A 23,287-nucleotide genomic window follows, 5' to 3' on the forward strand; every position below is an offset into this window, starting at 1 on the left:
CGTGGAGGCGCGCGGTCATTCGAGCGGCAGGAAGAGCAGTCCTGCCAGGCTGTTGAGTTCGCGAACACCGTCGAGATCGAGCTTGCGGATCGCGTTGTTCATATGGGTGCGCACGGTGTTCTCGGTCATGTTGAGCAACGTGCCGATATCGCCGTTGGCGCGGCCCCAGCCGAGGAAGCGGAGCACCGCCGCCTCGTTGCGTGTCAGCGTCTGCAGCCCCGCCAGATGGAGCAGCGGCACCCGCCACCCGGGCACGGTGAACTCGCCGATGCGGATCTCGCGGGTGGCCGCGCCGCGGCGTTGCTCGGCGGCGCGCAACTCGGCGATCAGCTGGGCGAGCTGCTCGGCATCGCTCTGAGGAGGCGAGGGCGCGCGGAGGGCGGTGGCGCTGGTCATTGGGGCTTGGCCGTTCGCTGGAGGACGCCGCCCGCAATCTCCTCGCGCGTGCCGAGATCGGCGAGGATTGCCTGGGCGAGCAGCGGGAGTGTGAGGATGACGACGAAGGTGGCGGCGGCGGCCTTGATCGGCATCGCCATCGAAAAGACGTTGAACGACTGGGCGAAGCGGTTGAGGAAGCCCATCGCCAGGTCGATCACGTAGAGCACGGTCAGCACCGGCGCCGCGAACAGGAAGGCGAGGGCGAACAGCCGCCCGAACTCGCCCTCGAAGAACATCAGCGCGCGCGCATCGAGCTGCAGCCCGCCGGGGCCGAGCGGCCAGATCAGGTAGCTGCCCATCACCGTGCCGACGAGCAGGGTGAGTCCGCCCGCAGTCACGAACACCACCTCGGCGAAGCGGCTGAGCAGGATGCCGGTGAGCGAGCTGGTATTGCCGCTCAACGGATCGACCAGCTGCCCGATCGTCGCACCCACCTTGGTGTCGATGATCTCGCCCGCGGCACCCAGCGCCCAGAGCACGGTGCCGAAGAAGAAGCCGATCGCGCCGCCGGCGGCGGCTTCCTTGAGCAGCATCTTGAGCCAGCCCATCGCCGACATGTCGTTCGGGTGGAAATCCGGCTGCATCTGCAGCGCGACCAGTCCGAAGGTGACGATGATGCTGTTGCGCACCGTCCCCGGCATCACCTCGCGCGAAAAGACCGGCACGAACACGAAGGCGAAGGCGAAGCGCGCCGAGGCGACCGCCACCACCAGCAACTGGTCGAGCCACGGCATCGCCGCGAACAGCGGCACGCCGACGCCGGGGGGCATCGCTTCGATCATCGCCCCACCGCCGCGAGGCCGGAGAAGATCGAATCGGCATAGCTGTACAGCGTGCCCGCCATCAGGCTCGCGGTGACGAAGATGCTGATCACGATCGCGAAGAACTTCAGCGTGTATTGCAGCGTCTGTTCCTGGAGCTGGGTTGCCGCCTGCACGATCGCGACGAGCAGCCCCACCACCGACGCCGCGATGATCGGCGGCGCCGAGAGCAGCAGCACCAGCCACAGCCCCTGGGTGGTGACGGCAACCAGATCGTCGCTCATGCGCGCGCCTCCTCAGGCATAGGAGAGCACCAGCCCGTGGCTCAGCTTCACCCAGCCGTCGACCAGCACGAACAGCAGGATCTTGAACGGCAGCGAGATGGTGACGGGGGACAGCATCATCATGCCCATCGCCAGCAGGATGTTGGCGATCACCATGTCGATGACGAGGAAGGGCAGGAAGATCAGAAAGCCGATCTGGAAGGCGAGCTTGAGCTCCTTCACCACGAACGCCGGGATGACGATCACGAAATCGGTGTCGCGCAGGCTGCTCACCTTGCCCGGATCGCCGATGCGCTGCTGGGTGCGCAGGAAGAAGGCGCGCTCGCGCGGATCGCTGTGCTTGAGGAGGAATTCGCGTAGCGGCTCCTTGGCGCGATCGGCGGTGGCGAAGATGTCGCCGGTGCTCTCGATCGGGTTTTCGGCCTGTGCGGGCGGATCGCCGGGCATGGTGGGCGTGGCCGGGCCCTGTACCGCGGCGGCGGCCTGCATCTTCTCCAGCGTCGGGTACATCACGAACACGCTGAGGATCAGCGCCAGGCCGTTGAGCACCAGGTTGGGCGGCACCTGCTGCAGCCCCAGCGCATTGCGCACCAGGCTCAGCACCACCGCGATCTTGGTGAAGCTGGTAACCATCACCGCAAAGAACGGGGCGAGCGCGATCAGGACGACCGTGATCAGCGCCGAGCCGGGGGTAAACTGGGCGAGGTTCACGCCTCCACCTCCACCGGCTGCTGGACCGAAGCTTCGACGAGATCGACGCGGGACTCGATCAGCACCGCGAAGCGGTCGCCGAGCTGGACAAGCTCGCCGCGCGCGAGCGGGCTGCCGGCGACCAGCAGCTCCACCGCCATGCCTTCGGAGACGGGGCCGAGCGGCAGCGCCACGCCCGGGCGCAGATCGGCGAGCGCCGCGACGCTGACCCGCTGCTCGGGCAGGCGGAGGGTGAGGGGCACGGCGAAATCGCGGGGGGAGGGGGCAGCGTCGCTGGATTCCATGGGCGCTCCATCGGGATGCGGGGTGAAACTGCCGGCGGCGAGGTCGAACTGACCGGCTTGGCGGAAATGCGGGGCTTCGAGCGTGGCGCGGGGGCGGGCGCTCATCAGCACCAGATCACCGGGGGCGAGGTCGCCGGCTTCGGCGATGCCGAGCCTGGGCCCCTGCACCAGCAGGTGGGCGAGGATCGGGAGACGCGCGGCGAGCGGCGTGAGGGCGTCCGCCTCGGCGCGCCAGTTCGGGGCATGCGGGTGGTCGCTGGGCACCAGCAGCGCGGCATCCCGATCCTCGCGGCGCAGGACAAAATGCAGCGAGGCATCGGCCGATGCGCTGCCGAGGTCTTCGGGCTCGAGCTGCAGCCCCAGCACCTGTTCCAGCGCGAGCAGCATCGGCTCGGCATCGTCCAGCGCGGCGGCAGCTTCGGCGATCCGCTCCGGGTGCAGCACCGGTCCGCCGGGGCGGAACCGGGTGCCGTCGGCGCAGCGAAACCAGCTGCCCCGCGGTGGCGCCGCGACGATCTCGACGGCAAAACCGGCATGTTCGAGCAGGCGCGCTACCGCAGCTGCCAGTGCGTCGCGCGCCGGATCGACGCGGGGCAGGTCGAGCGCGTCGAGGCGAAGCATGGTCGCCATCAGAAGCGCACCGGCGACGGCATCGGCTTGGAGGGCGCCTGACCCTCGGGCCAGCGGGCGAGCAATGTTACCGATCCGGCGGTGACGCCGACCAGCATCGTCTCACCGCGCGCTTCGAGCAGCACCACCCGCTCGCGCTGCCCGAGCGGCATCGAGCGGAGGAAGCGGATTGGCGTGTCGCTCTCGCAATTGGCGGCGACGCCCAGCTGGCGATCCTGCAGCTTCTTCAGCAGCCAGATCACGCCCCAGGCCATGCCCAATACCAGGGCAAGCGCCACGACGATGGCGAGGATCGAGGATAGGACGGCTCCGATTCCCATGATGCGATTGGTTCTCCGGTCTGGTCAGCGTTGGCGCGCGGCGAGGCGCGGGGTGGCGGTATCCATGTCGTGCTGCATCGGGCCGTCGCCGCTCTTGGCCTTGGCGGCCCAGAGGATCACGGCGGCGATCGCATCGAACATGTCCTCGGGGACGATCTCGCCGATCTCGCCGCGTGCCCACAGGCTGCGGGCGGCGGCGACGTTGCGGACGATCGGCACGCGGGCTTCCTCCGCCTCGGCGCGCATCGCGGCGGCGAGCTCGCCCATGCCCTTGGCGGCGATCACCGGCACCGGGCAGTGTGTCTCGTCATAGTTGAGCGCGATGGCGATATGGGTGGGGTTCACCAGCAGTGCGGCGGCACCCCGCGTGGCGCCGATATTGTTCTGGTTCGCCCATTCCTGGTGCATGTCGCGGCGGAGCGCACGAACCTGTGGGTCGCCTTCGCTCTCCTTGTGCTCCTGCTTGATGTCGCGGCGGCTCATCTTCATCTTCTTGATGAAGCTGTGCTTCGAATAGATCCGGTCGGCGACCGCGACGAACAGGAACACCGCGACGACCATCGCCAGCATCTGCAGCGTCAGCGAATAGGTGAGCCCGATCGTGCTCAGCGCGGTACCTTCGCGCGATTCATCGATGGGCGAGGTTGCGGCGAGTCGAATCAGCTGGCCGGAACTGGACAGCGCGCTCTGGTAGACGAGATAGCCGATCGCGCAGATCAGCGCTGCCTTCACCAGCGTCTTGGCAAGTTCGAACAGGCCGTCCTTGCCGAACATCCGCTTCAAGCCCTCGATCGGGTTCAGCTTCTCCAACCCGAACTTCATCTTCTCGGTCGTCATCATCGGACCGACCTGGACGAATTCGGCGAAGGTGCCGATCAGCGCGGCGGGGACCAGCGTGGCGAAGGTAATGCGCAGCAGCGTCCAGGCCGCATCCCAGCCGACCGCCGGGGCGGTCTGCTCGAACGAACCTGTCGCCGCCTGCGCCACCACATTGGTGGCAAGGCGCGCGAGCTCGCTCGCGGCATAGCCCGAGACGCCGACGAAGAGCAGCAGCCAGGCGAGCGTAAGAAGGCCGGTAGCCAAATCCTTCGACTTGGCGACGTCACCCTTCTTGCGCGCATCTTGCAGCCGCTTCGGCGTCGGAAGCTCGCTCTTGTCCGCGCTGTCCTTGCCTTGGCTCATCAAGTTGAACTCTCGCTGCCGGACAGTGCGCGTATAGTCGCGGAGCGTCCGGGCAGGTCGAGCAGGTCGACACATTGTCTGCCCGTGGGGCGGGGCAGCAACATCCTTAAAATCCTGTAACCGGTTCCCATAAGCAACAGGCAAATTCCGTGCCGGACGTCAAACGAACAGGCTAACCTATTGATATTAAACGATGTGCGACGAGCCGAATCACGGCGGATGGTTGTTTGGCGGCGATCAACGGTGCTGACAGGCTTGTCAGCAATTTGGAAAAAACGAGGCGTTCCACGGTTCATCGACGAATTGGCTCGATTCGTCGGCGCGTAACACTGCGAAATATTTCTGAATACAGACTTGAAATTGTAAGAAAATCGCGACAGCCTATAGGTGTTCCTGGACGAGCAGGCTGGGAATTGTGGGGCATCGTGCTGAGACAACTGTTGGCCAAGAGCGCCATCGGCTGGAGAGCGATGCAATGTGTAGAGTAGTTCTTAGCGTTTCCTCGCTGGCCCTGTGCGGTGCGGCGATGATTATTCCGGAAGCGGCATGGTCGCGGGACAAGACCCCGCCGCCGCCGCCTTGTGCGCTGACCGCGACGTTGCGGGTGGCGGATGCGGCGTCGCTGGCGGGGATCCAGTCCCTTCAGGGGTGCAGCAACATCGTCGTTGCGCCGGGTACCCCGGCAGAAATGCCAAAGGACGTGCGCATCGCACCGGAGGCCGACGAGAGTTCCTCCGGGGATCGTGCTGCGTCGTTCCAGCTGGTGTCGGGCAAGAAGCGCCGCGAGGCGGAACCTGTCTCGGCGTCTACCCTCCGCGTCGCGGCGATCGCACCGCTGCGCCAGGAGCCTGGCGGCATGACCGCAGTCTCGGCTTCGGACGCAACGATCCTCGCGATGCGGCCGGTATCCTATGCGACGCGCTACGATGCGATGATCCAGCGGGTCGCGGCGCGTCGGCGGGTGGATCCGCTGCTGCTCCATGCCGTGATCGACCAGGAATCGCGCTATCGTGCCGATGCGCGCAGCCCGGTCGGCGCGCACGGCCTGATGCAGCTGATGCCGGGAACGGCGCGGATGCTCAACGTGTCTGCGTCCAATGCCGAGGCCAATGTCGATGGCGGCGCGCGGCTGCTGCGCCAGCTGCACGGCCGGTTCAACGATTTCAACCTGACGCTCGCCGCCTATAATGCGGGCGAGGGTGCGGTGCGGCGCTATGGCAACCGCATCCCGCCGTACCGCGAGACCCAGTCCTATGTGGCCGGCGTGATGGGCCGGTATAGCCGGCTGCTCGCCGAACAGGCCGCGCGGAGCCGCTGACCATGGCCCCAGCCCTGATCCTGCGCGGCCTGCGCCGCATGCCCCTGCGCGTGGCCGACATGCTGCTGGTCGGCAGCGTCGTCACCGTCGTGCTGCTGATGATCGTGCCGATGCCGCCGCTGGCGCTCGACGCGTTCATCGCCACCAACATGACGGTGGGCATCCTGCTGCTGCTCAGCTGCATGTACGTCACCAAGCCGCTGGATTTCTCGACCTTCCCGACGGTGCTGCTGCTCTCCACGCTGTTCCGCCTGGCGATCAGCATCTCGACGACGCGGATGATCCTCACCCATGTCGATGGCGGCGAGATCATCCAGCAGTTCGGGCAGATGGTCGCGGGCGGCAATCTCGTGGTCGGGCTGGTGGTGTTCCTGATCATCACCATCGTCCAGTTCATCGTAATTTCGAAGGGGGCCGAGCGCGTCGCCGAAGTCGCCGCGCGGTTCAGCCTCGATGCGATGCCGGGCAAGCAGCTGTCGATCGACAGCGACCTGCGCTCGGGCATCCTCTCCAAGGACGAGGCGCGCGAGAAGCGCCGCACGCTGGAGATGGAGAGCAAGCTTCACGGCAGCCTCGACGGTGCGATGAAGTTCGTGAAGGGCGATGCCATCGCCTCGGTGATCATCGTGCTGGTCAATCTGCTGGGCGGGCTGGCGGTGGGGATGCTCTACCACGGCATGTCGGCGGGCGAGGCGGCGACGACCTTCTCGATCCTGACGATCGGCGACGGGCTGGTCGCGCAGGTGCCGGCGCTGTTCTCGGCGATGGCAGCGGGCCTGCTGGTCACGCGCACCACGGATGAGGAAAGCGACGCCGATCTCGGCCCCGCGATCGCGCGGCAGATCACCGGCAAACCGCATGTGCTGATGATCGCCGGCGGTCTCGCGATGCTGCTCGGGCTGGTGCCGGGCTTCCCGACGCTGATCTTCTTCGCGCTGGCGAGCGCGCTGCTGCTCGGCGGGGCGTTTCTCCACCCGACCTCGGGCGCCTGGCTGCGGGCGCGGCTGGGGCTTGCCTCGGGCGAGACGGCGGTCGCGACCGGGGAGACGCTGATCGCGGCGCAGGCGCTGCCGGTAGTCGATCCGCTGCGGCTTGCCGTTGGCCTGCCGCCGCAGCATCCCGCCTTCGCCGCGCTGGCGGACCGGCTGCGCGAGGGCGCCGCGGCGCTCCAGATGCGGACCGGCATCGCCATCCCCGACCTTCGCGTCGTGCCCGATGCGCGGCTGAACGAAGGCGAGTGGCTGCTGAGCGCGCACGACGCCCCGCTCGGCGGCGGCGCGACCGACGCCGGTGCATTGCCGGACGTGGCAGCGGAGCGCGTGGCGCAGCTTCTCGAGCGCAATCTCGGCCTGTTCCTCGGCCTGCAGGAGGTCACCGACCACCTCAACCGGCTCGGCGAGACGCATCCGGAAGTCGTCAAGGAGGCGGTGCGCGCCGTGCCCACCGGCCGGATCGGCGAAGTGCTGCGCCTGCTCGCTGAGGAGAGCGTGCCGCTGCGCAACTTCCGCGACGCGATCGAAGCGATCGGCGAAGTCGGTCAATATGAGCGCGAAGCCGTGCCGATGGCCGAGCGGGTGCGCGTGGCGATGCGCCGCCACCTGATAGCGCCGCTGTGCGAGGCCGGACGCCTCCGCGTGCTGATCGTCGGCGCCGATCTGGAGGAGACCATCCGCCAGACCGTCACGCCGGTCGACGGCCAGATGCGCCTCGCGATCAACCCGCACCAGATGCGCGCACTCATTGCGCTTCTCTCCACCCAGGTCGCCAGCAGCGGCGCGCGGGCGATCCTCACCGCGCAGGATCTCCGCCGGCCGCTCCGCCTGCTGATCGCGGGCGACCTGTTCGCCGTGCCGGTGATCAGTTTCAACGAGCTCAATCCGGCCGTGCCGCTCGACATTGTCGGCGAAATCAACGCCGCGCCGGAGAGCCTGACCAACCAGATGTCGGACGAGGTTTCCCTATGATCCGCGCTTCGCGCTTCCTTGCCTTGCTTGCCTGTACGGCGTTGCTGCCCGTCGCCGCGCCTGCCGAGACGCCGCCCATGGGGCAGAAGCGGATCACGCTCACCGCGCGCAACCAGCGCGTCGATGTCGCGGTGATCGACTTGTTCGGCCAGGCCGGGATCAAGGCCAAGGTCAGCTCGGCGGTGACCGGCAAGGTCAACGGCGTGTTCGTGGGCACGCCCCGCCAGGTTTGGACCCAGCTGTCCAAGGCGTTCAACCTCGTCGCTTATTATGACGGCGCGGTGGTGCGCGTGTATTCGGCGGCCGAGGTGACGTCGCGCAGCTTCACGGCGGCGAATCCGGACGCGGTGGTACGCGACGCGCAGAAGTTGCGCATCCTCGATGACGCCAATCGCGTCGCGGCGGCGAGCAATTCGGTGAGCGCCACCGGCGTGCCCGCGTTTCTCGACCGGGTGGCGCAGCTTGCGGGCACCGCGGGCAATCCGGCGATGATCCAGGCCTCTGCCACGGCCTCGAACGCACCGATCGTCTCGCCGCTGCTGGGACCTGCGGCGCTGGAGACGGTGACCAGCTCGCCGCTCCGTTCCAAGGTGCTGAGCGGCGCAACCACGCGCTCGCCCTATGAGGTGCGGATCTTCTACCTGCGCTATGCCCGCGCCGACGACACGATCCAGAAGAGCTTCGATCGGACCATCACCATTCCGGGGGTCGGATCGATCCTGCGCGGCATGATGGGCGACGGGCGGCCGAGTTCGACGGTTTCCACCAGCGGCAATTTCGAGGCCGAGCGCCAGTCGCTCCCCCGGCTTGGCGGCCGCGGCCTCAACGCCGTGCCGCCCGATGAGGCGCAGCGCAGCTTCGACCAGCAGGGCACGCCGGGGCTCGACACCGTGGTGGTGCGCGAGGCGGCGGTGCGCGACATCAACGGGCCGCGTGTGGAGGTCGACCCCAGCAACAACGCCGTGCTGATCCGCGATCGACCCGAATCGATGACGGTCTATGAAGACATCGTCCGCGCGCTCGACGTCGAACCGCGCGGGGTGGAGATCGAGGCGACGATCCTCGAGCTCGACACCAGCAAGCTCAAGGAACTGGGGCTCGACTTCGGCTTCAAGACCGGCGGCCTGGGCGCGCTGTTCGGCGGCAATGCGACCAACCCGACCAACAATTTCTCTAGCGGCAATGTCGGCGCGGCGTATCTGACCGGCGGCCTCGACCTGTTCGCCGCGCGCATCACCGCGCTGGAGAAGACCGGCGCGCTGCGGGTGATCTCGCGGCCGCGGCTGAGCACGCTCAACAACATTCCCGCGGTGTTCAACAACCAGGTGCAATATTATGTCCGCGTCGCCGGCGACCGGCAGGTGGACCTGTTCCCGGTGACGGCGGGCATGGTGATGCGGGTCAATCCGTCGATCCTCTATGACGGTGGCGAACTGCGCACCCGCATGGCGATCGAGATCCTCGACGGCTCGCCCACGGGCCTCGTCGTCGACGGCATCCCGGCGGTGAAGCAGAGCAGCATCAACACCAGCGCGGTGGTGAAGCAGGGCGAGAGCCTGCTGATCGGCGGCATGACCGTCGAGACCTCGTACGACTACAAGTCGAAGGTGCCGGTCGCGGGCGACGTGCCGATCCTCGGCCAGGCCTTCCGCAAGCGCAAGAAGGGCGACCAGCATTTCGAGCGCATCTTCCTGATCACCCCGCGCGTCGTCTCGCGCCGCGAGCAGCAGGCGGCGGCGGTGCAGCCGACCTCCGCCACCAACCCGATCCCGATCGAGCAGATCCAGGCTGCTGCCGATCATCATCAGAAGCGCCGCCGGAGGACCCGCCGGTGAACGCGCCCTTCGCCCCGGTAAAGCCCGGCACCATGGTGCTGCGGGTGCTCAACGGCCGCCTGTCGGGCGCCGAGCACCGGCTGCACCGGGGCAAGTTCGTCCGCGTCGGGCATGGGTTCGAGCACGACATCGTGCTGCGCGATCCTTCCGCGCGCGGCGTCTCGCTCGAGCTCGACCTGGGCGAGGGTATGGCCTGCGTGCGGGTGGCGGCGGGGCAGGTGACTCTGCTCGGGCGTCCGGTCGCGGCGGGCGAGCAGGCCTCGCTGCCGCCGTTCGTGCCGATGCTGATCGGCTCGGTGGCCGTCGCGATCGGTGAACCGGAGGATACGCGCTGGGACGATGCTATCCGCCTCGCGCCGATGGTTGCGCCCGCCGCTTCCGATGCACCCGTTCTGTCACCGCAGCGCGCCGCGATCCCCGAGCGGATGGCGACCCGGCTCTACCCGATGCGCGGGGCGCTGGCATTGGATCGGTACTGGCCCGCCTATGCGGCGGCTGTGGCGGCCTTGCTGCTGCTCCTGCTGTTCGCACCGCCCGCCGTCCGCTGGGCGACGCACCAGCTGCACGACACGGCGGGCGAACAGGCGATGCTCGCCGCCGCCGGTTTCCGGGACCTGAAGGTCGAGGAAACCCGCAACGGCACCATCGTGCGCGGGATTGTCAAAGACGACGCCGCGCTCGCCCGGCTGCGCCAAGTCGTCGCCGAGCAGATCGGCCCGGCAACGCTCGACGTGGAGACGATGGACGGTCTCGCCGCCGCCGCCACCGACCTGCTGCGTGCGCAAGGGGTCGATGCCGAAGCCATTCCCCGCCGCGGCAACACGCTGATGGTGAAGGCCGAATTCCTCCCCGCCGATCGCCAGGCCGATCTCGCCCGGCTGATCAAGGAAGACGTGCCCGGCATCACCCGCGTCGACTTCGCCACCGACGGCAAGCGCGGCGACCGCGACCTCCAATATTTCTTCTCGGGCTCGGAATACGGCCTCGCCACCTTCGTCGACGGCGACCCCGGTTACATCACCACCGCCGACGGCACCCGCTGGTTCGCCGGTGCCACGGTGCCCACCGGCCACCGCATCGTCGCCATCGGCAACGGCCGCGCCAGCTTCGAGCGCGACGGCCGGATCGAAGAACTCGTCCTGGGACCCAGCACGCCGCCGTCCCCGGCACCTTCCACCACCCCTGGCGGCGACACCAACGGAGTGACCACCCAATGACCAACCCGATCAACAGCGCCGTCCTCGGCACGATCGCCTCGCTCGGCAATATGGGCACCACCGAAAGCCGCACCGGCAAGGGCAATTGGTTCGAGGCGTTCGGCGAAGCCTGGGGCAAGGCGCTCGACACCCAGGCCGACACCATCACCGCCCAGTCCGACGTGGTGAGCCAGGGCGGCGACAAGCCCTCCGACATCACCCAGCTGACCACCGAGTCGATGCGGATGAGCTTCATGGCGAACAGCTCGCACAGCTCGATCGACAGCGTCTCCAAGGCGCTCGAAACCATGGCGCGGAAGAACTGACGATGAGCATCGATGCGATCGGCGCGCTGGTCGCGCCGGCCGGGGGGCAGGGCACGAATGGCGTCTCGCGCGCCTTCGAGCTGCTCGCCCCCGGCGGCCATGCCGGCGGCGCCACCACGCCGCAGTTCGATGCGCGCTTCCAGGCGGCGCTGGAGAAGATGGGCGGGGTGCAGGGCACCGTAGCCGCCGGTCCGATCCCGCCGGCGATGAAGGGCATGTTCAACGCGCTCGACCAGGTGAACGTCCAGGCCCGTGCCGTCTCGCGCTATGCCGAGACGGCCGAGGCCAGCGGCGGGCAATTGACCCCGGGCGAGATGGTGCAGCTCAACATGAAATGCTCCGAATTCATGTTCCAGGCGCAGCTTACCTCCAACATCGCCAACCGGAGTTCGGACGGCGTGCAGCAATTGTTCAAGCAGCAATGAGCGGCCGCGCCCCCGCACGCCGCTTGCAGGCGCGGATCGCCGCGCCGCTGCTGGTGATCGCCGCCTTCGGGCTTGCCGGCTGCAGCCGGCAGGAAGTCTATGGCAAGCTCACCGAACCGGCCGCCAACGAGATGATCGCCGTGCTCAACCAGGCCGGCATCACCGCGACCAAGGTGGCGGGGGAGAAGGACCAGTGGAGCATCGCCGTCGACCAGGCCGATTTCGCACGCGCGGTGGAGACGCTGCGCGCGCACGGCCTGCCGCACGAGGATTATGACTCGCTCGGCTCGGTATTCAAGAAGGAGGGCTTCACCTCCACCCCACTGGAGGAGCGGGCGCGGCTGATCTACGGCCTCTCGCAGGAGTTGAGCAGGACGATCAGCGGCATCGACGGCGTGGTGCAGGCGCGGGTGCACCTGACCATGCCCGAAGCCGATCCGCTGTCACGCGAGGCCAAGCCCTCGGCCGCGTCGGTGTTCGTCAAGTATCGCACCGGCTTCGATCTGCGCAGCCAGACCGGCGCGATCAAGTCGCTGGTCACCAACTCGATCGAGGGGCTCACCTATGACCGGGTCTCGGTGGTGATGGTGCCCGCCCAGGCGGCGCCGGTGCTGCCGGAAAGCGAAGGCATGGTGTCGGTCTCGACGCTGATGCGCGGGGCGACCGGCCTGGTCGCGCTAATCGTGCTGGCGATTGCGGGACGCGGGCTGTGGCGGATGCGCAAGCCCCGGACCAGCCTGCCGGATACGGTGCAGCGGTGAACCGGGAGGTGCGGAGCGCCAAGCTGGCGCTGCTCGTCCGGCATTGCGGGCTGGGGCGGGGCGCCCGCTTTGCCCGCCGGGTGAGCGGGCAGCCGTCGGTGGGGTTCGGCGACCTCGCCAAGCTGCCGGATTGGCTCGATGCCTCCGAGGAGCAGCGGGCGCGGATCGCCGCGGCGGCCGGCTTGCTGCGCCACCGCCGGGCGATCGATGCCGAGCTGTCGGGCCCGCGGCTCGCCGCGCTGGCGGGGGCGGTGGGCGAGCCGCTGTTCGACGCGGTCTGCGAAGCCGAGGTGCCGGAGATGGCGGGCGCCGAGAAGCTGCCGCCGCCGGAGCGCGTGCTCGCCGCCGGCACGCAATTGCTGGAAGCGGCCCTGCCGCTCGCCTTGCAGGACCAGTTCCCCGGCGCGCGCGACGATGCCGTGGCGCGCGACCTGCTGGCGCGCGCCCATGTCATTGCGGAGAGCCTTGCATGACCTATCATCTCGTCCATGCCGACGATGCCGCGCTGCTGTTCAGCGAGCGTGCGGTGATCAAGCGCGACGAGCGCCAGTCCTTCAGCGACGCGGTGGCGCTGCTCGGCGCGGTGGGGGAGGCGAAAGAAAGGGCGCTGCAGGCGGCGGACGTCGCGCGGGACGAAGCGTATAACACTGCCCTCAGCGGCGCGCAGGCGGAGATCGACGAGTTGCTCGCGCGCGAGATCGCGCAGTTCGCCGCCGCTATCGACGCGCACGAACAAGCACGGCGCAGCGAGATTGCCGAGGCGGCGCTGGCGGCGGTCCATGCCGTGCTGGGCGAACTGGAGGATACGACGCTGATGCCCGCGCTAGTCGCTCGCGCGCTGGATCGCCTGCAGCCGCAGGGGGCTGTGATCGTCGCCGTGGCGCCCGACCTGGCCGAGAAGGTGGCAGCACGGTTGGAGGCACTTCCTGAGGTCAGCATCCTTCCCGACCCGGCGCTTGGCGCGCAGGAGTGTGCAATCCGCACCCAGCAGGGGCAGGTGATCGCCAGCCTCTCCGTCCAACTCGAGACGCTCGCCAAGCGCTGGGGCGTGGCATGAGCGATCCGCTGGCGCTGCTCCGCGCGCTCGATGCCGCGCCGATGTTCGAGCAGCATGGCCGCATCGTCGGCGCGCTCGGCACGACGCTGCGCGTCACCGGCGTGCGCGCCCGCATCGGCGAGAATTGCGAGATCGTCGATGCCGAAACCGGCTTCTCGCTCTGGGCCGAGGTGATCGGCCTCGCCGATGGCGGCGCGATCCTGACCCCGCTGGGCGATCTGCGCGGCCTGTCGATGCACAGCGACGTCATCCTGCGCAGCGGCGAGGATCGCGTGCCCTATGGCGCGGACATGCTGGGCCGCGTGCTCGATGCCCGGCTCCAGCCGCTCGACGGCCTGGGCAGCGTGCGCCGCGGTACCGACCGACCGATCCATGGCGACGCACCCAACCCGATGCACCGCCGCCCGATCGACGCGGCGATGGAGACCGGGATCCGCGCGATCGACGGGCTGATGCCGATCGGCATCGGCCAGCGCGTCGGCATCTTCGCCAGCGCCGGCGTCGGCAAGTCGACGCTGCTCGCCAATCTGGCGCGCAACGCCCAGTGCGATGCGATCGTCATCGCGCTGATCGGCGAGCGCGGCCGCGAGGTGCGCGAGTTCATCGAGGAAACGCTGGGCGCCGAGGGGCTGGCCCGCTCGGTGGTGATCGTCGCGACGTCGGACCGCCCGGCGATGGAGCGGGTGCGCGCGGCGCATGTCGCCACCGCCATCGCCGAGGGTCTGCGCGACGAGGGCCGGCACGTGCTCCTGCTGATGGACAGCGTCACCCGCTTCGCCCGCGCGCTTCGCGAGATTGGACTGGCGGCGGGCGAGCCGGCGGTGCGCCGCGGCTTCCCGCCCTCGGTCTTCGCCGAACTGCCCCGGCTGTTCGAGCGCAGCGGCACCGCGGCGCAAGGCGCGATCACCGCGCTCTATACCGTGCTGCTGGAGGATGAGGAGGGCGACCCGATCGGCGAAGAAGTACGCTCGCTGCTCGATGGGCATATCGTCCTGTCGCGCAAGCTGGCGTCGCGGGGGCATTATCCCGCGATCGACGTGCTGGGCAGCCTTTCACGCCTGTTCCCGCGCCTCACCAGCGGGGCGCAGCAACGCGCGGCGCATGGGCTGCGGGCGATGCTGGCCAAGCTCGACGAGATCGAACTGCTCGTCCAGATCGGCGAATATCAGCCCGGCCGCGATCCGCTGGCCGATCGCGCACTCGCCGAGCGCCAGGCGATCGCCGCCTATCTGCGCCAGTCCGGCAGTGAACGCACCTCGCTGGGGGAGAGCATCGCCCGGCTGCGCACCTTCGAGGAGATGGACCATGCCCGCTGACAATCGCGCGCCCGTGCTGGCGCGCATCGCGCAGATGCGCGAGCAGCGCCTCACCCGCGCGCTGATCGAGGCGCGAGAGGCCGCCGAACAGGCGCAGGCCGCGGCCGGCGCTGCCGAGGCTGCACGGACGGCGGCGGAACGCGAGCGTTCCGACGCCCGGCTGCTGTTCCAGGCCAGCCCGGCATGTCCGCAGACCCGGCTCTGGCTCGACCAGCGGGTGGCCGAGGAAATTGGCGCGGCCGCGCGCGCCAGCGACCAGCGCGCGCGGCACGAGCTCGCCACCGATGCGCAGGGGGCCGCGGGCCGCGCGCTCGACCAGCACCGCGTGCGGAGCGAGAGCGTCGCCGCGCATCACCAGACCCTCCGCCGCGCCGAGCAGCGGCGTGCCGAGGATCGCGTCGATTCCGAAGCTGCGGCATTTCTCCTGTCGCGAGGCTGGGCATGAACGGCGCTCCGACTAGCGGCTCCGTCCAGAGCAAGCCCGCAGCCCCCCAGCGCGATGCGCCGGTAAAGGGGGAGCCCGAAGCCGCGCCCAAGCAGCGCAAGGCGTTCGCGGATGCGCTCTCGCGCCATGCGGGCAAGCGGGCCGCGAAGGATCCGGGCATGGACAAGGCGGACGGGGCGGGGACCATGGTCGCGCCCCGCGACTTCGCGACACTGGCGGTGGCGGCACGGCCCTCGGCGGCGGGGGCGGTCGATCCCGCCCAGCACGCCCAGCTCGACCGCATCGCCGCCGCCATCGCCGAAGTCAGCAAGACCGCGCAGCCCGAGATTCATTTGTCGCTGCCGCTCGGCAGCTACAAGGTGGAAGGCGCGATGCTCGGGCATGACCTGGCAGGGCAGGTCAATGTGCTGCTGATCCCCTCTGCCGCGGTCCCGCCGGCGGTGGCTGCGCAGTGGAGCGAGCAACTGCACGAACGGCTGTTGCGCCGCGAGGTGCGCGTCGGAAAGGTGGGCGTCCAGGGCAGCGCGATGCCGATGCCGATGGCGACGCGGCGCTGAGGCCGCGTCGCTCAGCGATCGACCCGCGTCGGATCCCCGCGCAGCTGGAAAATGGCGGAGTCGATCGTCGCGATGACCTTGTCGCTGTCGCTCATCCCGGGCCGGCCATCGGGATCGAGCAGCGCATAGCCCAGGCCGGAAAGCCGATCGAGCACATCGCTCGTCGGGCTTGCGGCGACCAGCGACGCGACCTCGCTGGTGAAGTCGTTCAGTGCCCGCGACAGCCGGCCGGCATCGGCCGGGCTCGCGTTCAGTGTCGCGGCGAGGTCGCGCGCAACGCCTTCGGTGCCATAGGCGTCCCCGGCCCGCAGCGGCGATCGACCGCCCTGCACGAGGCCCAGTTCGCGTGTCACGGTGCCCGCGACGCGGTTGCTGAGCACCGTCATCGCCTGGCCGGCGAGCGCGCCGGGGGTGCTGCCGGCAGTGCCGATGGGGCCGATGGCGCTCGCACGGGCGCCAGTGGTTCCGATGGGCTGGGTCATCGCCGAATCTCGTCCGTGGAATGGAACATGCCAGCCTGGATAGCGGGTCGGGGCCGCCCGCGCGCTCCACGAATCGCTTAGGGGGTGCTACGGAACCATGTCGCCGTTTGCGGGAGTTTGCATGATGATCTTTCTCATGATCGCCGCCGCTGCGGCCGAGGTCGTGCCCGCCGATCGCGCCGCCATCCTCGATGCCGCGCACCATGCGATCGCCCGCCGCATCGGCAAGACACCCAGGCTGCTGGTCCGCACGCTGGGTCACCAAGGCGAATGGGTGTTCCTGGTCGCGACGATGCAGGACGCAGCGGGGCGCCCGATCAGCTATGCGGGCACCCCGCTCGCCTCGGCGGCGGCTGAGGGCATGATCTCGAAGGACTATGTCGCGCTGTTCCGCCGCTCGGGCGCGGGCTGGCGCGTGATCGAGGAGGCGCTGGGGCCCACGGACGTCGCCTGGTCGGGTTGGGCGGAGAAGCACGGCGCGCCGAAGGCGATCTTCGGCTGAGCGCTCAATAGGTCCCGTGCGCGTTGCCGCGGGTCCAATATTCGAAACTGCGGTCGAGCGCGCGCGTAGAGAAGGCGACATGGCCGCGATTGCGTTCGAACCCCATCGCGGGCGTGCCGTCCAGCGATCCCGCCCACCAGCCATTCGCGCGCTTGCCGGCGAAGACGACCTGCTTGCCGCTCCTGCCCTTGGCGCGCAGCTGGGTGGTTCCGCCCGCCCCGGCCTCCACCTGGAGCGTGCAGGGCTCGGGAGGGGCAATGTCGAACACGCAGGTGGCGGGTTCGGCGGCGGCAGCGGCCGCCAGCGCGGCGAGGGGGAGCAGGATCATCGCTGAAAGATGGTGTTGGCCAGTTGCGACCGGTAGGCGGAATCGCCGACGATATCGGCAGGCCGTTCATAATAACGGCAGACGATAGCGCCGGCGTCGCCAGCGCTGGTCGCCTGGCCGAGGCGGCGGCCCGCGGCGCTTTCGGTGCCTTTGAGCTCGTGCTGGACGAAGGCGAGCTGTTCTTCAAAGGTGGAGTTGCGGATGTCGTGCCCGGAGAAGGCCGCAAAGTCGGCCTGGCGCGGCCCTTCCCATTGGCCGAGACCATAGCCGGGGCCGCCGCCCGTCTGGCGGATATTGGCCTCCATGCGGCTTTCGGCGTCGAGATTGGCGACGATCCCCGCCGCCTGCGCACGCGTCCAGCCCTGTGCCTGGAAATAGGTCATCGCCTGGTCGATCCGCCCCTGGCGCGTGGCCGAGGGCGCGCCGACACCGGCCGTGCCGCCCGCGCTGGCAGGTGCGGTGACCGAATTCGGCGCGTGCAGGATCTTGGCGCCGTGCGACAGCGCCCAGGAGAGGTTGCCGGTGGTCACCTTCTGGGTGCCGTCGGCGTTGCGGTTGTTCGATCCGATCGTCTGGCCGTTGCCCGCATAGAGCACCGTATGCGATACGCCGCCGCCCTGGATGATCACCACGTCGCCGGGCTTGGCCTGCGCCGCGCTCACTTCGGTCCAGCCCTGCGCACGCAGCGTCGTGTCGAGCTGCGCGACCGAATCCGTATGGAGATTGGCCGGCAGCTGCCCGGCTTCGGTGAGCACCGCCGAGACGAAGTTGGCGCAGCAGACATTGGCCGGCACATTGGCATTCATCGGGAGATTGTCGCTGCGGTCGCCGCGCAGTTCGGCGGCGTTGCGGCCGAGATATTGCCGCGCGATATCGGCGGCGTTCCGTCCGGTGCCGCCGCTCGTCGCGCCGCCTGTCGCTTCGGTGCCGCCGGTACGGGCGCCGCCGCCGCCGTTCAGACGTAGCGTCTGGCCGGGCAGGATCATCCCCGGATTGGCGAGGCCGTTGTCGAGCGCGAGGTCGTGCCAGTCGAGCCCGAACCGCGCGGCGATGCCCGAAAGCGTGTCGCCCGCCTGCACCGTATAGCTGCCGCTTCCCGCTTGCGGCAGCGCGATCGTCTGGCCGGGAAAGATCAGATTGGGGTTGCGAATCTGCGGATTGGCCGCGCGCAGCGCCGCGAGCGACACACCGTTCCGCGCCGCGATGCTCGACAGCGTATCGCCATGGCGGACGGTGTAACCGCCGCCGGGGGCACTGCGGACACCACCGGATGTGCCGGTGCGGCTGATTGAGTCGAGCATGGAACGCCTCCCTGAACTGTCGGAGCTACGGTCGCATCGGACCCTGATCGTGTCTCTCGACGATTCGTTTAGACGCACGCCAGCGGGGCGATCAGGCCGCTTCGGCGGCAGCGGCGCTAGTGCTCAGCCGCGCGCAGCCGCTCCCGCACCGAAGGGGCGACCGTCATCCCCGCTTTGGCCATCGCGGGGGTCGGCCAGTTGCCACGCGCAATCTGCTGCTTGACGGTCGCGCGGTCGGGCGGGGGCCAGCCGAAGCCGGCGTTGCGGCCGCGTTCGATCAGGCGCGTGCGGGCGGCGAGCATCTCGGGACTGCTGAAGATCACCGGCGGCACGAGCAGCGCGTGCGCCGCCATGCTGCCGTCGTCGGCAACGCTCCACAGCGTACCGCCCTTCTCGACCAGCAGTTCGGCGATCTCCGCCTGCTCTGCATCCATCGCCATGCGGACGGGATCAATCCCGAAGCGATCGGCCTGCCGAGGATCGGCGCCGTGGCGGAGCAGCGTCATCACCCCGCCGAGATGGCCGAAGGCGATCGCGTTTCGCATCGCGCTCTCGCCACCTCCGACCTGCGGATCGGGCGACGCGCCCGCGGAGAGCAGCTGCTCCGCCATCGCCGGGCTGTCCGCCAGGATTGCCAGTGACAGCGCCGCGCCGCGCTTCACGCCGTCCTTGGGCATGCCCGCGGCGAACAGCATCGTCACGGCATCAGCATCGCAGCGCGCCGTGGCAAAGGTCAGGAGGTCACCATATTGGCCAGCCGGGGGCTGGGGCACCTTGGGATCGTCGACGACGGCGGTGCCGATCAATCGCGGATCGCGCAGCAGCATCGCGTGCGCATCCTCGACGCGGCCATCAAAGATCGCCTCGGCCAGCGCGCGGCCGGACGCCCCGTTGCTCAGATGTGCGAGGACGCGGTTGCGGTCAGGCAGCACCACCGAGGCGCGCTTGGTGTAGCAGGAAGGCGCGGCGGCCATGCATCCTCCGATCGGGGCGGCCGCCAGCATCAGCGCGACGAGAATGCAGAGACGGCGGCTCATGGCTCCATGCTGTAGGGAGTAGGGCAACCCGGGGTCAATGCGTCCCCAGGCTGCTTTGCACCCAGTCCATCTGGTGACGGGCAACCGGCGTGTCTTGATACCAATGCTGCCCCGCCGGCTGCTTCGCGTCGAGCGGGATTCGTGTGCCATAGGCTTCTGGCGCATCGGCAAAGATCGCGCCCGGGATGCCGCCAAGGATCGCGCCGGCGACGCGATCGCCGCCGTCCTGGATCGCCGACAGAACCTCGCCGCGGACATAGAAGGCTGCGATCTTGGGGGGCGGTGCATCGCCGCGGATCGCGCCGGCCTGGCGGATCGTCGCGTCGCTCAGCCCCGCGGCGTTGAACGTTTGCGCGTCGCGCCCGCTCGCGAGTGCCGCCGCTGAGGCGAGGCCGCCGCCCAGCGAATGGCCGGTGATCGTCACCTGCGCATCCGGATGTCGGCCGATCGCCTTCGCGACCAGCAGCGCCCGGGTATATTGATCCGAGGGAAGACCAACTCCCTGCTGGGCATTGGCCTTCCAGTCGCTGCCGTCCGTGGTGCCGCGGAAGCTGACAATGTAATGGGGGCCGCCATCGCCCTCCGCCACATAGACGCGGGCGCGGAAGCTGCTCTGCGGGGAGGTCAGGTCTTCCGTGCGCAGGCCGAGCTTGCCAAGGTCGTCACCGCTCGCGACGCGGTAGCCGGCGGGCGGGGCGGGGATGTCGTTGTAGACGTCGGCTGCCATCGCCGCGAGATCGACGGTGGTGGGTCCACCGGCTCGTTCGGCCGTAAGCGGTGGGGCTTCGCTACGGACGAACTGAACCGGCGGCGCAGGCTGCTGCCAGGCTAGCAACTCGCGCGGGGGCAGGTGGCGCGCCTGGAAATCGTCGTTTGCGGCAAGGTGCCGCGCGGTCGAGATGGTCGAAGCGGCCCCAATGCCGGTGGGGCGCGATAGCTGTTCCGCTGCCGACATCATGTTAGTGGTTCCTCACCGAAGGCCGTCGAGCCCCGGATGCCATCGCAGGGGGCGGCAGTCGCTAGACGATTCGTTTAGCCGGCCTACGCGATCCGGCGATGCCGCGGCGCGGCAGGGCGTGGGAAGCAGCACCATACCAACGGGCTCGCACCCAATCGCCTCTTCAGGAGCATGGATATGACGACGATTTCGACCGCCGCCCCGACTCCGTTCGCCGTCGCGCAGTTGGCGCTGGCCGGCGGCGTGCTCGCCCAGCAATTCAACCCGCTTGGTGCCAGCGCCTATGCCAGTGCGATGCTGCCGTCGCTGCTATCGATCCAGCTGGGCACGATGGCCGGCGCCGGACAATTGCAGCCGCAGGCGGGTTTCACCGCGCAGACCACCGGGCAGAACACGGCGCGCGTCGATCTTGGCGACGGCTATCACCTCGCCATCGACGAGCGGAACAGCGAGATGACGATCGTCAACGACACGACCGGCCAGAGCACGCGCGTATGGGGTGACCCGCATGTCGACGTGAACGGCAAGCACCAGTTCGACTTTTACGGCACCACGACCTTCGAACTCGACAACGGCACCAAGATCACGGTCAATACCGAGCAGGCGAAGAACAACCCCAGCGTCTATTTCGCCAGCCAGGTGGTGGTGACGCGCGGCGCCAATGCCGTGGTGATCGACGGCATCAGCCAGCAGCAGCTGGGCGATCTGTCGGTCAGCGTCTCGACCAACGGCTATGCGCTCGATGCCGCCAACCGGGACGGCTTCACGGTACAGGAGTCGGCGGGCGGCTGGCAGACCGAACTGGGCGCGACGGTAACCCAGGCGGATGCGGACCTCACCAAGCCGGGACAAATCTACGGGCCGAACAGCAACATGCCGAGCCTTTCCGAACTGGGCAGCGCAATGGGCAGCTTCCTGCTGTTCGGCAGCCTGCTCAGCTTGAACTTTGAGACGACGACGCGCGGCTCCTCGATCGCGCCCGAGAGTGGCCGCGTTCTGCGCGACATGCTGCTCCCGGCGTGACCCATGCTTCCGCGGCCGGAACGCAGCGTTTCCGGTCGCGGCCTTGCTCAAAGCGGCAAACAAGGCGCACCCTTTGCTCGTTACGCACGTGATTCGGCTTGCGAATCGCGTGCTGCCGCGTTCGGTACCGCCGCGCGCGCATCAAAATGAGCGAGGCTGGGCGTGGCAGGTCTGCAACAACGATATAGCGGGATAGCGATCCTGCTCCACTGGGCACTGGCACTGCTGCTGCTGTTCCAGCTGGGGCTTGGCTGGGCGTTGGAGGATCTTCCGAAGTCCACGTTGTTCGTGGCATTCCAGTTCCACAAGTCGGTCGGTATCCTGATCCTCGTGCTGTCGCTCGCGCGGCTGCTGACGCGGATTTTAGTCTCCCGCCCGCCCGCGGAGGGCGCGCCGGCGCTCCGGCTGGTCGCAAGCCTAGTCCATTGGGGCCTGTATGGTGTGATGATCCTGGGGCCGATCACCGGCTGGATCATCGTCTCCACCGCCCGGGTAAAGTTGCCGACGCTGCTGTTCGGCGCCATTCCGTTGCCGCACCTGCCATTGGGCGCTGCGTGGAACGAGCCTGCAGAGACGATACACGGGCTGATCGGCTGGCTGCTCGCTGGCCTGTTCGTGCTCCACGTCGCCGGGGCACTCCGCCACCATCTGCTACGCGACGACCTGATCGGGCGGATGATGCCGGCGGCATTGTCGCGACGCCCTGCGCTGACGATCGCGGTCGTGGTCGCGCTGGCGGCGTGCACCGCGGCGTTCTTTGCCGGTTCGTGGCGCTACAAGAGCCATGCGGAGGTGCCGACGCCCTCTCAGCCGCTGGCGGCCCCGGGTTCGACGCCCGAGCTGCCTGCTGCCGCTGCACCGACGCCGGACGCCGCGGCCAGTCCCGATCCCAGTCCCTCGCCCTCGGCCGAGCCCAGCACTGCCACGATGCCGGTGCGCAGCTGGAAGGTGGCGCCGGGCGGCACGCTGGCCTTCCGCACCGTCTATAGCGGCGAGGCGATCAATGGCCGATTTGCCCGTTGGACTGCCGACATCCAGTTCAGCCCCGACGACCTCGCCCATTCAAGGATCGGGGTCGACATCGATCTCGCCTCTGTGAGCAGCGGCGACTCGGAGCGGGACGACACGCTGAAGGGCGACGATTTCTTCGGCGTCACCGCGCATCCCAAGGCGCACTTCACCGCTACGCGGATCCGCAAGCAGGGCGCAGCCTATGTCGCCGACGGCACGCTGGCGCTTGCCGGTGCGAGCAAGCCGGTGCCGATCAGTTTCACATTGAAGATCGACGGTGACCATGCCCAGGCCAGCGGCACCGCCACGGTAAAACGTCTCGCCTTCGGGGTCGGCAAGGGCCAATGGAGTGATCCCAGCACCATTCCGGACGCCATCGCCGTGACGTTCCGCTTCGCCGCCGAAGCGAAATAGGCGTGTTTGTGGAGCTCGCGGAAGCGGGCGGCGACGATCGCGACGCCGTCATCGCGCTGTGGCAGGAAGCGGGCCTCACCCGCCCCTGGAACGATCCGGCAGCCGACTTCGATCGCGCGGCTCAGGGGGCGGCTTCGGCGATCCTGCTGCTACGCGACGGCACGGCGCTGCTCGGCACCGCGATGGTGGGCGACGATGGGCATCGTGGCTGGGTCTATTATCTCGCCGTCGCCGAGTCGGCGCGCGGGCAGGGGCATGGCCGCGCCCTGATGGCTGCCGCCGAAGCCTGGTTGCGCGCGCGGGGCTGCCCCAAGCTCCAACTGATGGTCCGTGAGGGCAATGATGCGGCGATCGGTTTCTATCGCGCGTTGGGTCTGGAGGTGCAGCCGGTTGTTACGCTTGGCCGTTTCCTCCACTAAAC

General features: G+C 68.8%; 28 protein-coding genes. 16 read left to right on the forward strand and 12 right to left on the reverse strand.

The window, feature by feature from the left end; all coding sequences use genetic code 11:
• Positions 1 to 15: 15 nt before the first annotated feature.
• From RT655_RS13340 to RT655_RS13370, 7 genes are read right to left on the reverse strand one after another with little or no spacing between them, the layout of a single operon-like run.
• A complete protein-coding gene (locus RT655_RS13340) occupies positions 16 to 396 on the reverse strand; it encodes a helix-turn-helix transcriptional regulator (RefSeq protein ID WP_313537569.1) in 381 nt (126 codons plus the stop codon).
• Positions 393 to 1,220 (reverse strand): type III secretion system export apparatus subunit SctT, encoded by an 828-nt coding sequence (sctT, locus tag RT655_RS13345; protein WP_313537572.1) that lies wholly within the window; start codon positions 1,218 to 1,220, stop codon positions 393 to 395. The genes RT655_RS13340 and sctT overlap by 4 nt, the downstream gene beginning before the upstream one ends.
• Positions 1,217 to 1,483 carry a type III secretion system export apparatus subunit SctS gene (gene sctS / locus RT655_RS13350; protein WP_019368943.1) on the reverse strand — a complete coding sequence of 89 codons (267 nt, stop codon included), beginning with the start codon at positions 1,481 to 1,483 and terminating at the stop codon, positions 1,217 to 1,219. The genes sctT and sctS overlap by 4 nt, the downstream gene beginning before the upstream one ends.
• Before the next feature lie 12 nt (positions 1,484 to 1,495).
• Positions 1,496 to 2,194 carry a type III secretion system export apparatus subunit SctR gene (sctR, locus tag RT655_RS13355; protein ID WP_313537584.1) on the reverse strand — a complete coding sequence of 233 codons (699 nt, stop codon included), beginning with the start codon at positions 2,192 to 2,194 and terminating at the stop codon, positions 1,496 to 1,498.
• A complete protein-coding gene (locus RT655_RS13360; protein ID WP_313537587.1) occupies positions 2,191 to 3,108 on the reverse strand; it encodes a FliM/FliN family flagellar motor switch protein in 918 nt (305 codons plus the stop codon). Before RT655_RS13360 ends, sctR begins: the two co-directional genes overlap by 4 nt.
• On the reverse strand, positions 3,108 to 3,428 hold the full coding sequence (gene fliO / locus RT655_RS13365) for a flagellar biosynthetic protein FliO (RefSeq protein ID WP_313537589.1): 321 nt from the start codon (positions 3,426 to 3,428) through the stop codon (positions 3,108 to 3,110). The genes RT655_RS13360 and fliO overlap by 1 nt, the downstream gene beginning before the upstream one ends.
• Positions 3,429 to 3,452: 24 nt before the next feature.
• Entirely contained in the window at positions 3,453 to 4,610 is a 1,158-nt protein-coding gene (locus RT655_RS13370) for an EscU/YscU/HrcU family type III secretion system export apparatus switch protein (protein WP_313537592.1), read from the reverse strand.
• Between the two features lie 475 nt (positions 4,611 to 5,085).
• Between RT655_RS13370 and RT655_RS13375 the strand changes: the two genes are divergently transcribed.
• From RT655_RS13375 to RT655_RS13430, 12 genes are read left to right on the forward strand one after another with little or no spacing between them, the layout of a single operon-like run.
• The gene (locus RT655_RS13375) at positions 5,086 to 5,928 is read left to right on the forward strand and encodes a lytic transglycosylase domain-containing protein (RefSeq protein ID WP_313537594.1); all 843 of its coding nucleotides are present in this window, start codon (positions 5,086 to 5,088) and stop codon (positions 5,926 to 5,928) included.
• A 2-nt stretch (positions 5,929 to 5,930) separates the two neighbouring features.
• Positions 5,931 to 7,892 carry a flagellar biosynthesis protein FlhA gene (locus tag RT655_RS13380; protein ID WP_313537597.1) on the forward strand — a complete coding sequence of 654 codons (1,962 nt, stop codon included), beginning with the start codon at positions 5,931 to 5,933 and terminating at the stop codon, positions 7,890 to 7,892.
• Positions 7,889 to 9,727, forward strand: a complete 1,839-nt coding sequence (gene sctC / locus RT655_RS13385; RefSeq protein WP_313537600.1) for a type III secretion system outer membrane ring subunit SctC — start codon at positions 7,889 to 7,891, stop codon at positions 9,725 to 9,727. Before RT655_RS13380 ends, sctC begins: the two co-directional genes overlap by 4 nt.
• On the forward strand, positions 9,724 to 10,944 hold the full coding sequence (locus tag RT655_RS13390; RefSeq protein WP_313537603.1) for a hypothetical protein: 1,221 nt from the start codon (positions 9,724 to 9,726) through the stop codon (positions 10,942 to 10,944). The genes sctC and RT655_RS13390 overlap by 4 nt, the downstream gene beginning before the upstream one ends.
• Complete coding sequence (locus RT655_RS13395) at positions 10,941 to 11,249, forward strand: hypothetical protein (RefSeq protein WP_093295479.1); 309 nt, start codon at positions 10,941 to 10,943, stop codon at positions 11,247 to 11,249. Before RT655_RS13390 ends, RT655_RS13395 begins: the two co-directional genes overlap by 4 nt.
• Before the next feature lie 2 nt (positions 11,250 to 11,251).
• Complete coding sequence (locus tag RT655_RS13400; RefSeq protein ID WP_313537607.1) at positions 11,252 to 11,674, forward strand: hypothetical protein; 423 nt, start codon at positions 11,252 to 11,254, stop codon at positions 11,672 to 11,674.
• Entirely contained in the window at positions 11,671 to 12,435 is a 765-nt protein-coding gene (sctJ, locus tag RT655_RS13405; RefSeq protein ID WP_313537610.1) for a type III secretion system inner membrane ring lipoprotein SctJ, read from the forward strand. Before RT655_RS13400 ends, sctJ begins: the two co-directional genes overlap by 4 nt.
• A complete protein-coding gene (locus tag RT655_RS13410; protein WP_313537613.1) occupies positions 12,432 to 12,908 on the forward strand; it encodes a hypothetical protein in 477 nt (158 codons plus the stop codon). The genes sctJ and RT655_RS13410 overlap by 4 nt, the downstream gene beginning before the upstream one ends.
• Entirely contained in the window at positions 12,905 to 13,492 is a 588-nt protein-coding gene (locus RT655_RS13415; protein WP_313537616.1) for a FliH/SctL family protein, read from the forward strand. Before RT655_RS13410 ends, RT655_RS13415 begins: the two co-directional genes overlap by 4 nt.
• Positions 13,489 to 14,808, forward strand: a complete 1,320-nt coding sequence (locus RT655_RS13420; RefSeq protein ID WP_313537618.1) for a FliI/YscN family ATPase — start codon at positions 13,489 to 13,491, stop codon at positions 14,806 to 14,808. The genes RT655_RS13415 and RT655_RS13420 overlap by 4 nt, the downstream gene beginning before the upstream one ends.
• A complete protein-coding gene (locus tag RT655_RS13425) occupies positions 14,798 to 15,253 on the forward strand; it encodes a hypothetical protein (protein WP_313537621.1) in 456 nt (151 codons plus the stop codon). The genes RT655_RS13420 and RT655_RS13425 overlap by 11 nt, the downstream gene beginning before the upstream one ends.
• Positions 15,250 to 15,810 carry a hypothetical protein gene (locus RT655_RS13430; RefSeq protein WP_313537624.1) on the forward strand — a complete coding sequence of 187 codons (561 nt, stop codon included), beginning with the start codon at positions 15,250 to 15,252 and terminating at the stop codon, positions 15,808 to 15,810. The genes RT655_RS13425 and RT655_RS13430 overlap by 4 nt, the downstream gene beginning before the upstream one ends.
• 11 nt (positions 15,811 to 15,821) lie before the next feature.
• Here the strand turns inward: RT655_RS13430 and RT655_RS13435 are convergent, their stop codons facing one another.
• Positions 15,822 to 16,292, reverse strand: coding sequence for a hypothetical protein (locus RT655_RS13435; RefSeq protein ID WP_313537627.1), 471 nt, complete (start codon positions 16,290 to 16,292; stop codon positions 15,822 to 15,824).
• Positions 16,293 to 16,413: 121 nt separating this feature from the next.
• Between RT655_RS13435 and RT655_RS13440 the strand changes: the two genes are divergently transcribed.
• Complete coding sequence (locus tag RT655_RS13440) at positions 16,414 to 16,794, forward strand: hypothetical protein (RefSeq protein ID WP_313537630.1); 381 nt, start codon at positions 16,414 to 16,416, stop codon at positions 16,792 to 16,794.
• A gap of 4 nt (positions 16,795 to 16,798) precedes the next feature.
• On the opposite strand, the gene RT655_RS13445 is transcribed toward RT655_RS13440, so the two are convergent.
• The 4 genes from RT655_RS13445 to RT655_RS13460 all read right to left on the reverse strand — a co-directional run bounded on the left by RT655_RS13445 (position 16,799) and on the right by RT655_RS13460 (position 20,418).
• Positions 16,799 to 17,122: a hypothetical protein gene (locus tag RT655_RS13445; protein WP_313537632.1), complete on the reverse strand. Its 324-nt coding sequence runs from the start codon at positions 17,120 to 17,122 to the stop codon at positions 16,799 to 16,801.
• Positions 17,119 to 18,423, reverse strand: a complete 1,305-nt coding sequence (locus RT655_RS13450) for a phage tail tip lysozyme (RefSeq protein ID WP_313537634.1) — start codon at positions 18,421 to 18,423, stop codon at positions 17,119 to 17,121. Before RT655_RS13450 ends, RT655_RS13445 begins: the two co-directional genes overlap by 4 nt.
• 116 nt (positions 18,424 to 18,539) lie before the next feature.
• On the reverse strand, positions 18,540 to 19,460 hold the full coding sequence (locus RT655_RS13455; RefSeq protein WP_313537636.1) for a hypothetical protein: 921 nt from the start codon (positions 19,458 to 19,460) through the stop codon (positions 18,540 to 18,542).
• A gap of 34 nt (positions 19,461 to 19,494) precedes the next feature.
• Positions 19,495 to 20,418, reverse strand: coding sequence for a lipase family protein (locus RT655_RS13460; protein ID WP_313537638.1), 924 nt, complete (start codon positions 20,416 to 20,418; stop codon positions 19,495 to 19,497).
• Positions 20,419 to 20,595: 177 nt separating this feature from the next.
• Between RT655_RS13460 and RT655_RS13465 the strand changes: the two genes are divergently transcribed.
• The 3 genes from RT655_RS13465 (at position 20,596) to RT655_RS13475 (ending at position 23,285) form a co-directional block, all read left to right on the forward strand.
• Positions 20,596 to 21,441, forward strand: coding sequence for a DUF1521 domain-containing protein (locus tag RT655_RS13465; RefSeq protein ID WP_313537640.1), 846 nt, complete (start codon positions 20,596 to 20,598; stop codon positions 21,439 to 21,441).
• A 162-nt stretch (positions 21,442 to 21,603) separates the two neighbouring features.
• Positions 21,604 to 22,866 (forward strand): YceI family protein, encoded by a 1,263-nt coding sequence (locus RT655_RS13470; RefSeq protein WP_313537642.1) that lies wholly within the window; start codon positions 21,604 to 21,606, stop codon positions 22,864 to 22,866.
• Positions 22,863 to 23,285 carry a GNAT family acetyltransferase gene (locus RT655_RS13475; RefSeq protein WP_409530279.1) on the forward strand — a complete coding sequence of 141 codons (423 nt, stop codon included), beginning with the start codon at positions 22,863 to 22,865 and terminating at the stop codon, positions 23,283 to 23,285. The genes RT655_RS13470 and RT655_RS13475 overlap by 4 nt, the downstream gene beginning before the upstream one ends.
• The last annotated feature ends 2 nt before the right edge of the window (positions 23,286 to 23,287 follow it).

Origin of the sequence: Sphingomonas sp. (genome assembly GCF_032114135.1) — a bacterium.
Lineage (GTDB): Bacteria > Pseudomonadota > Alphaproteobacteria > Sphingomonadales > Sphingomonadaceae > Sphingomonas.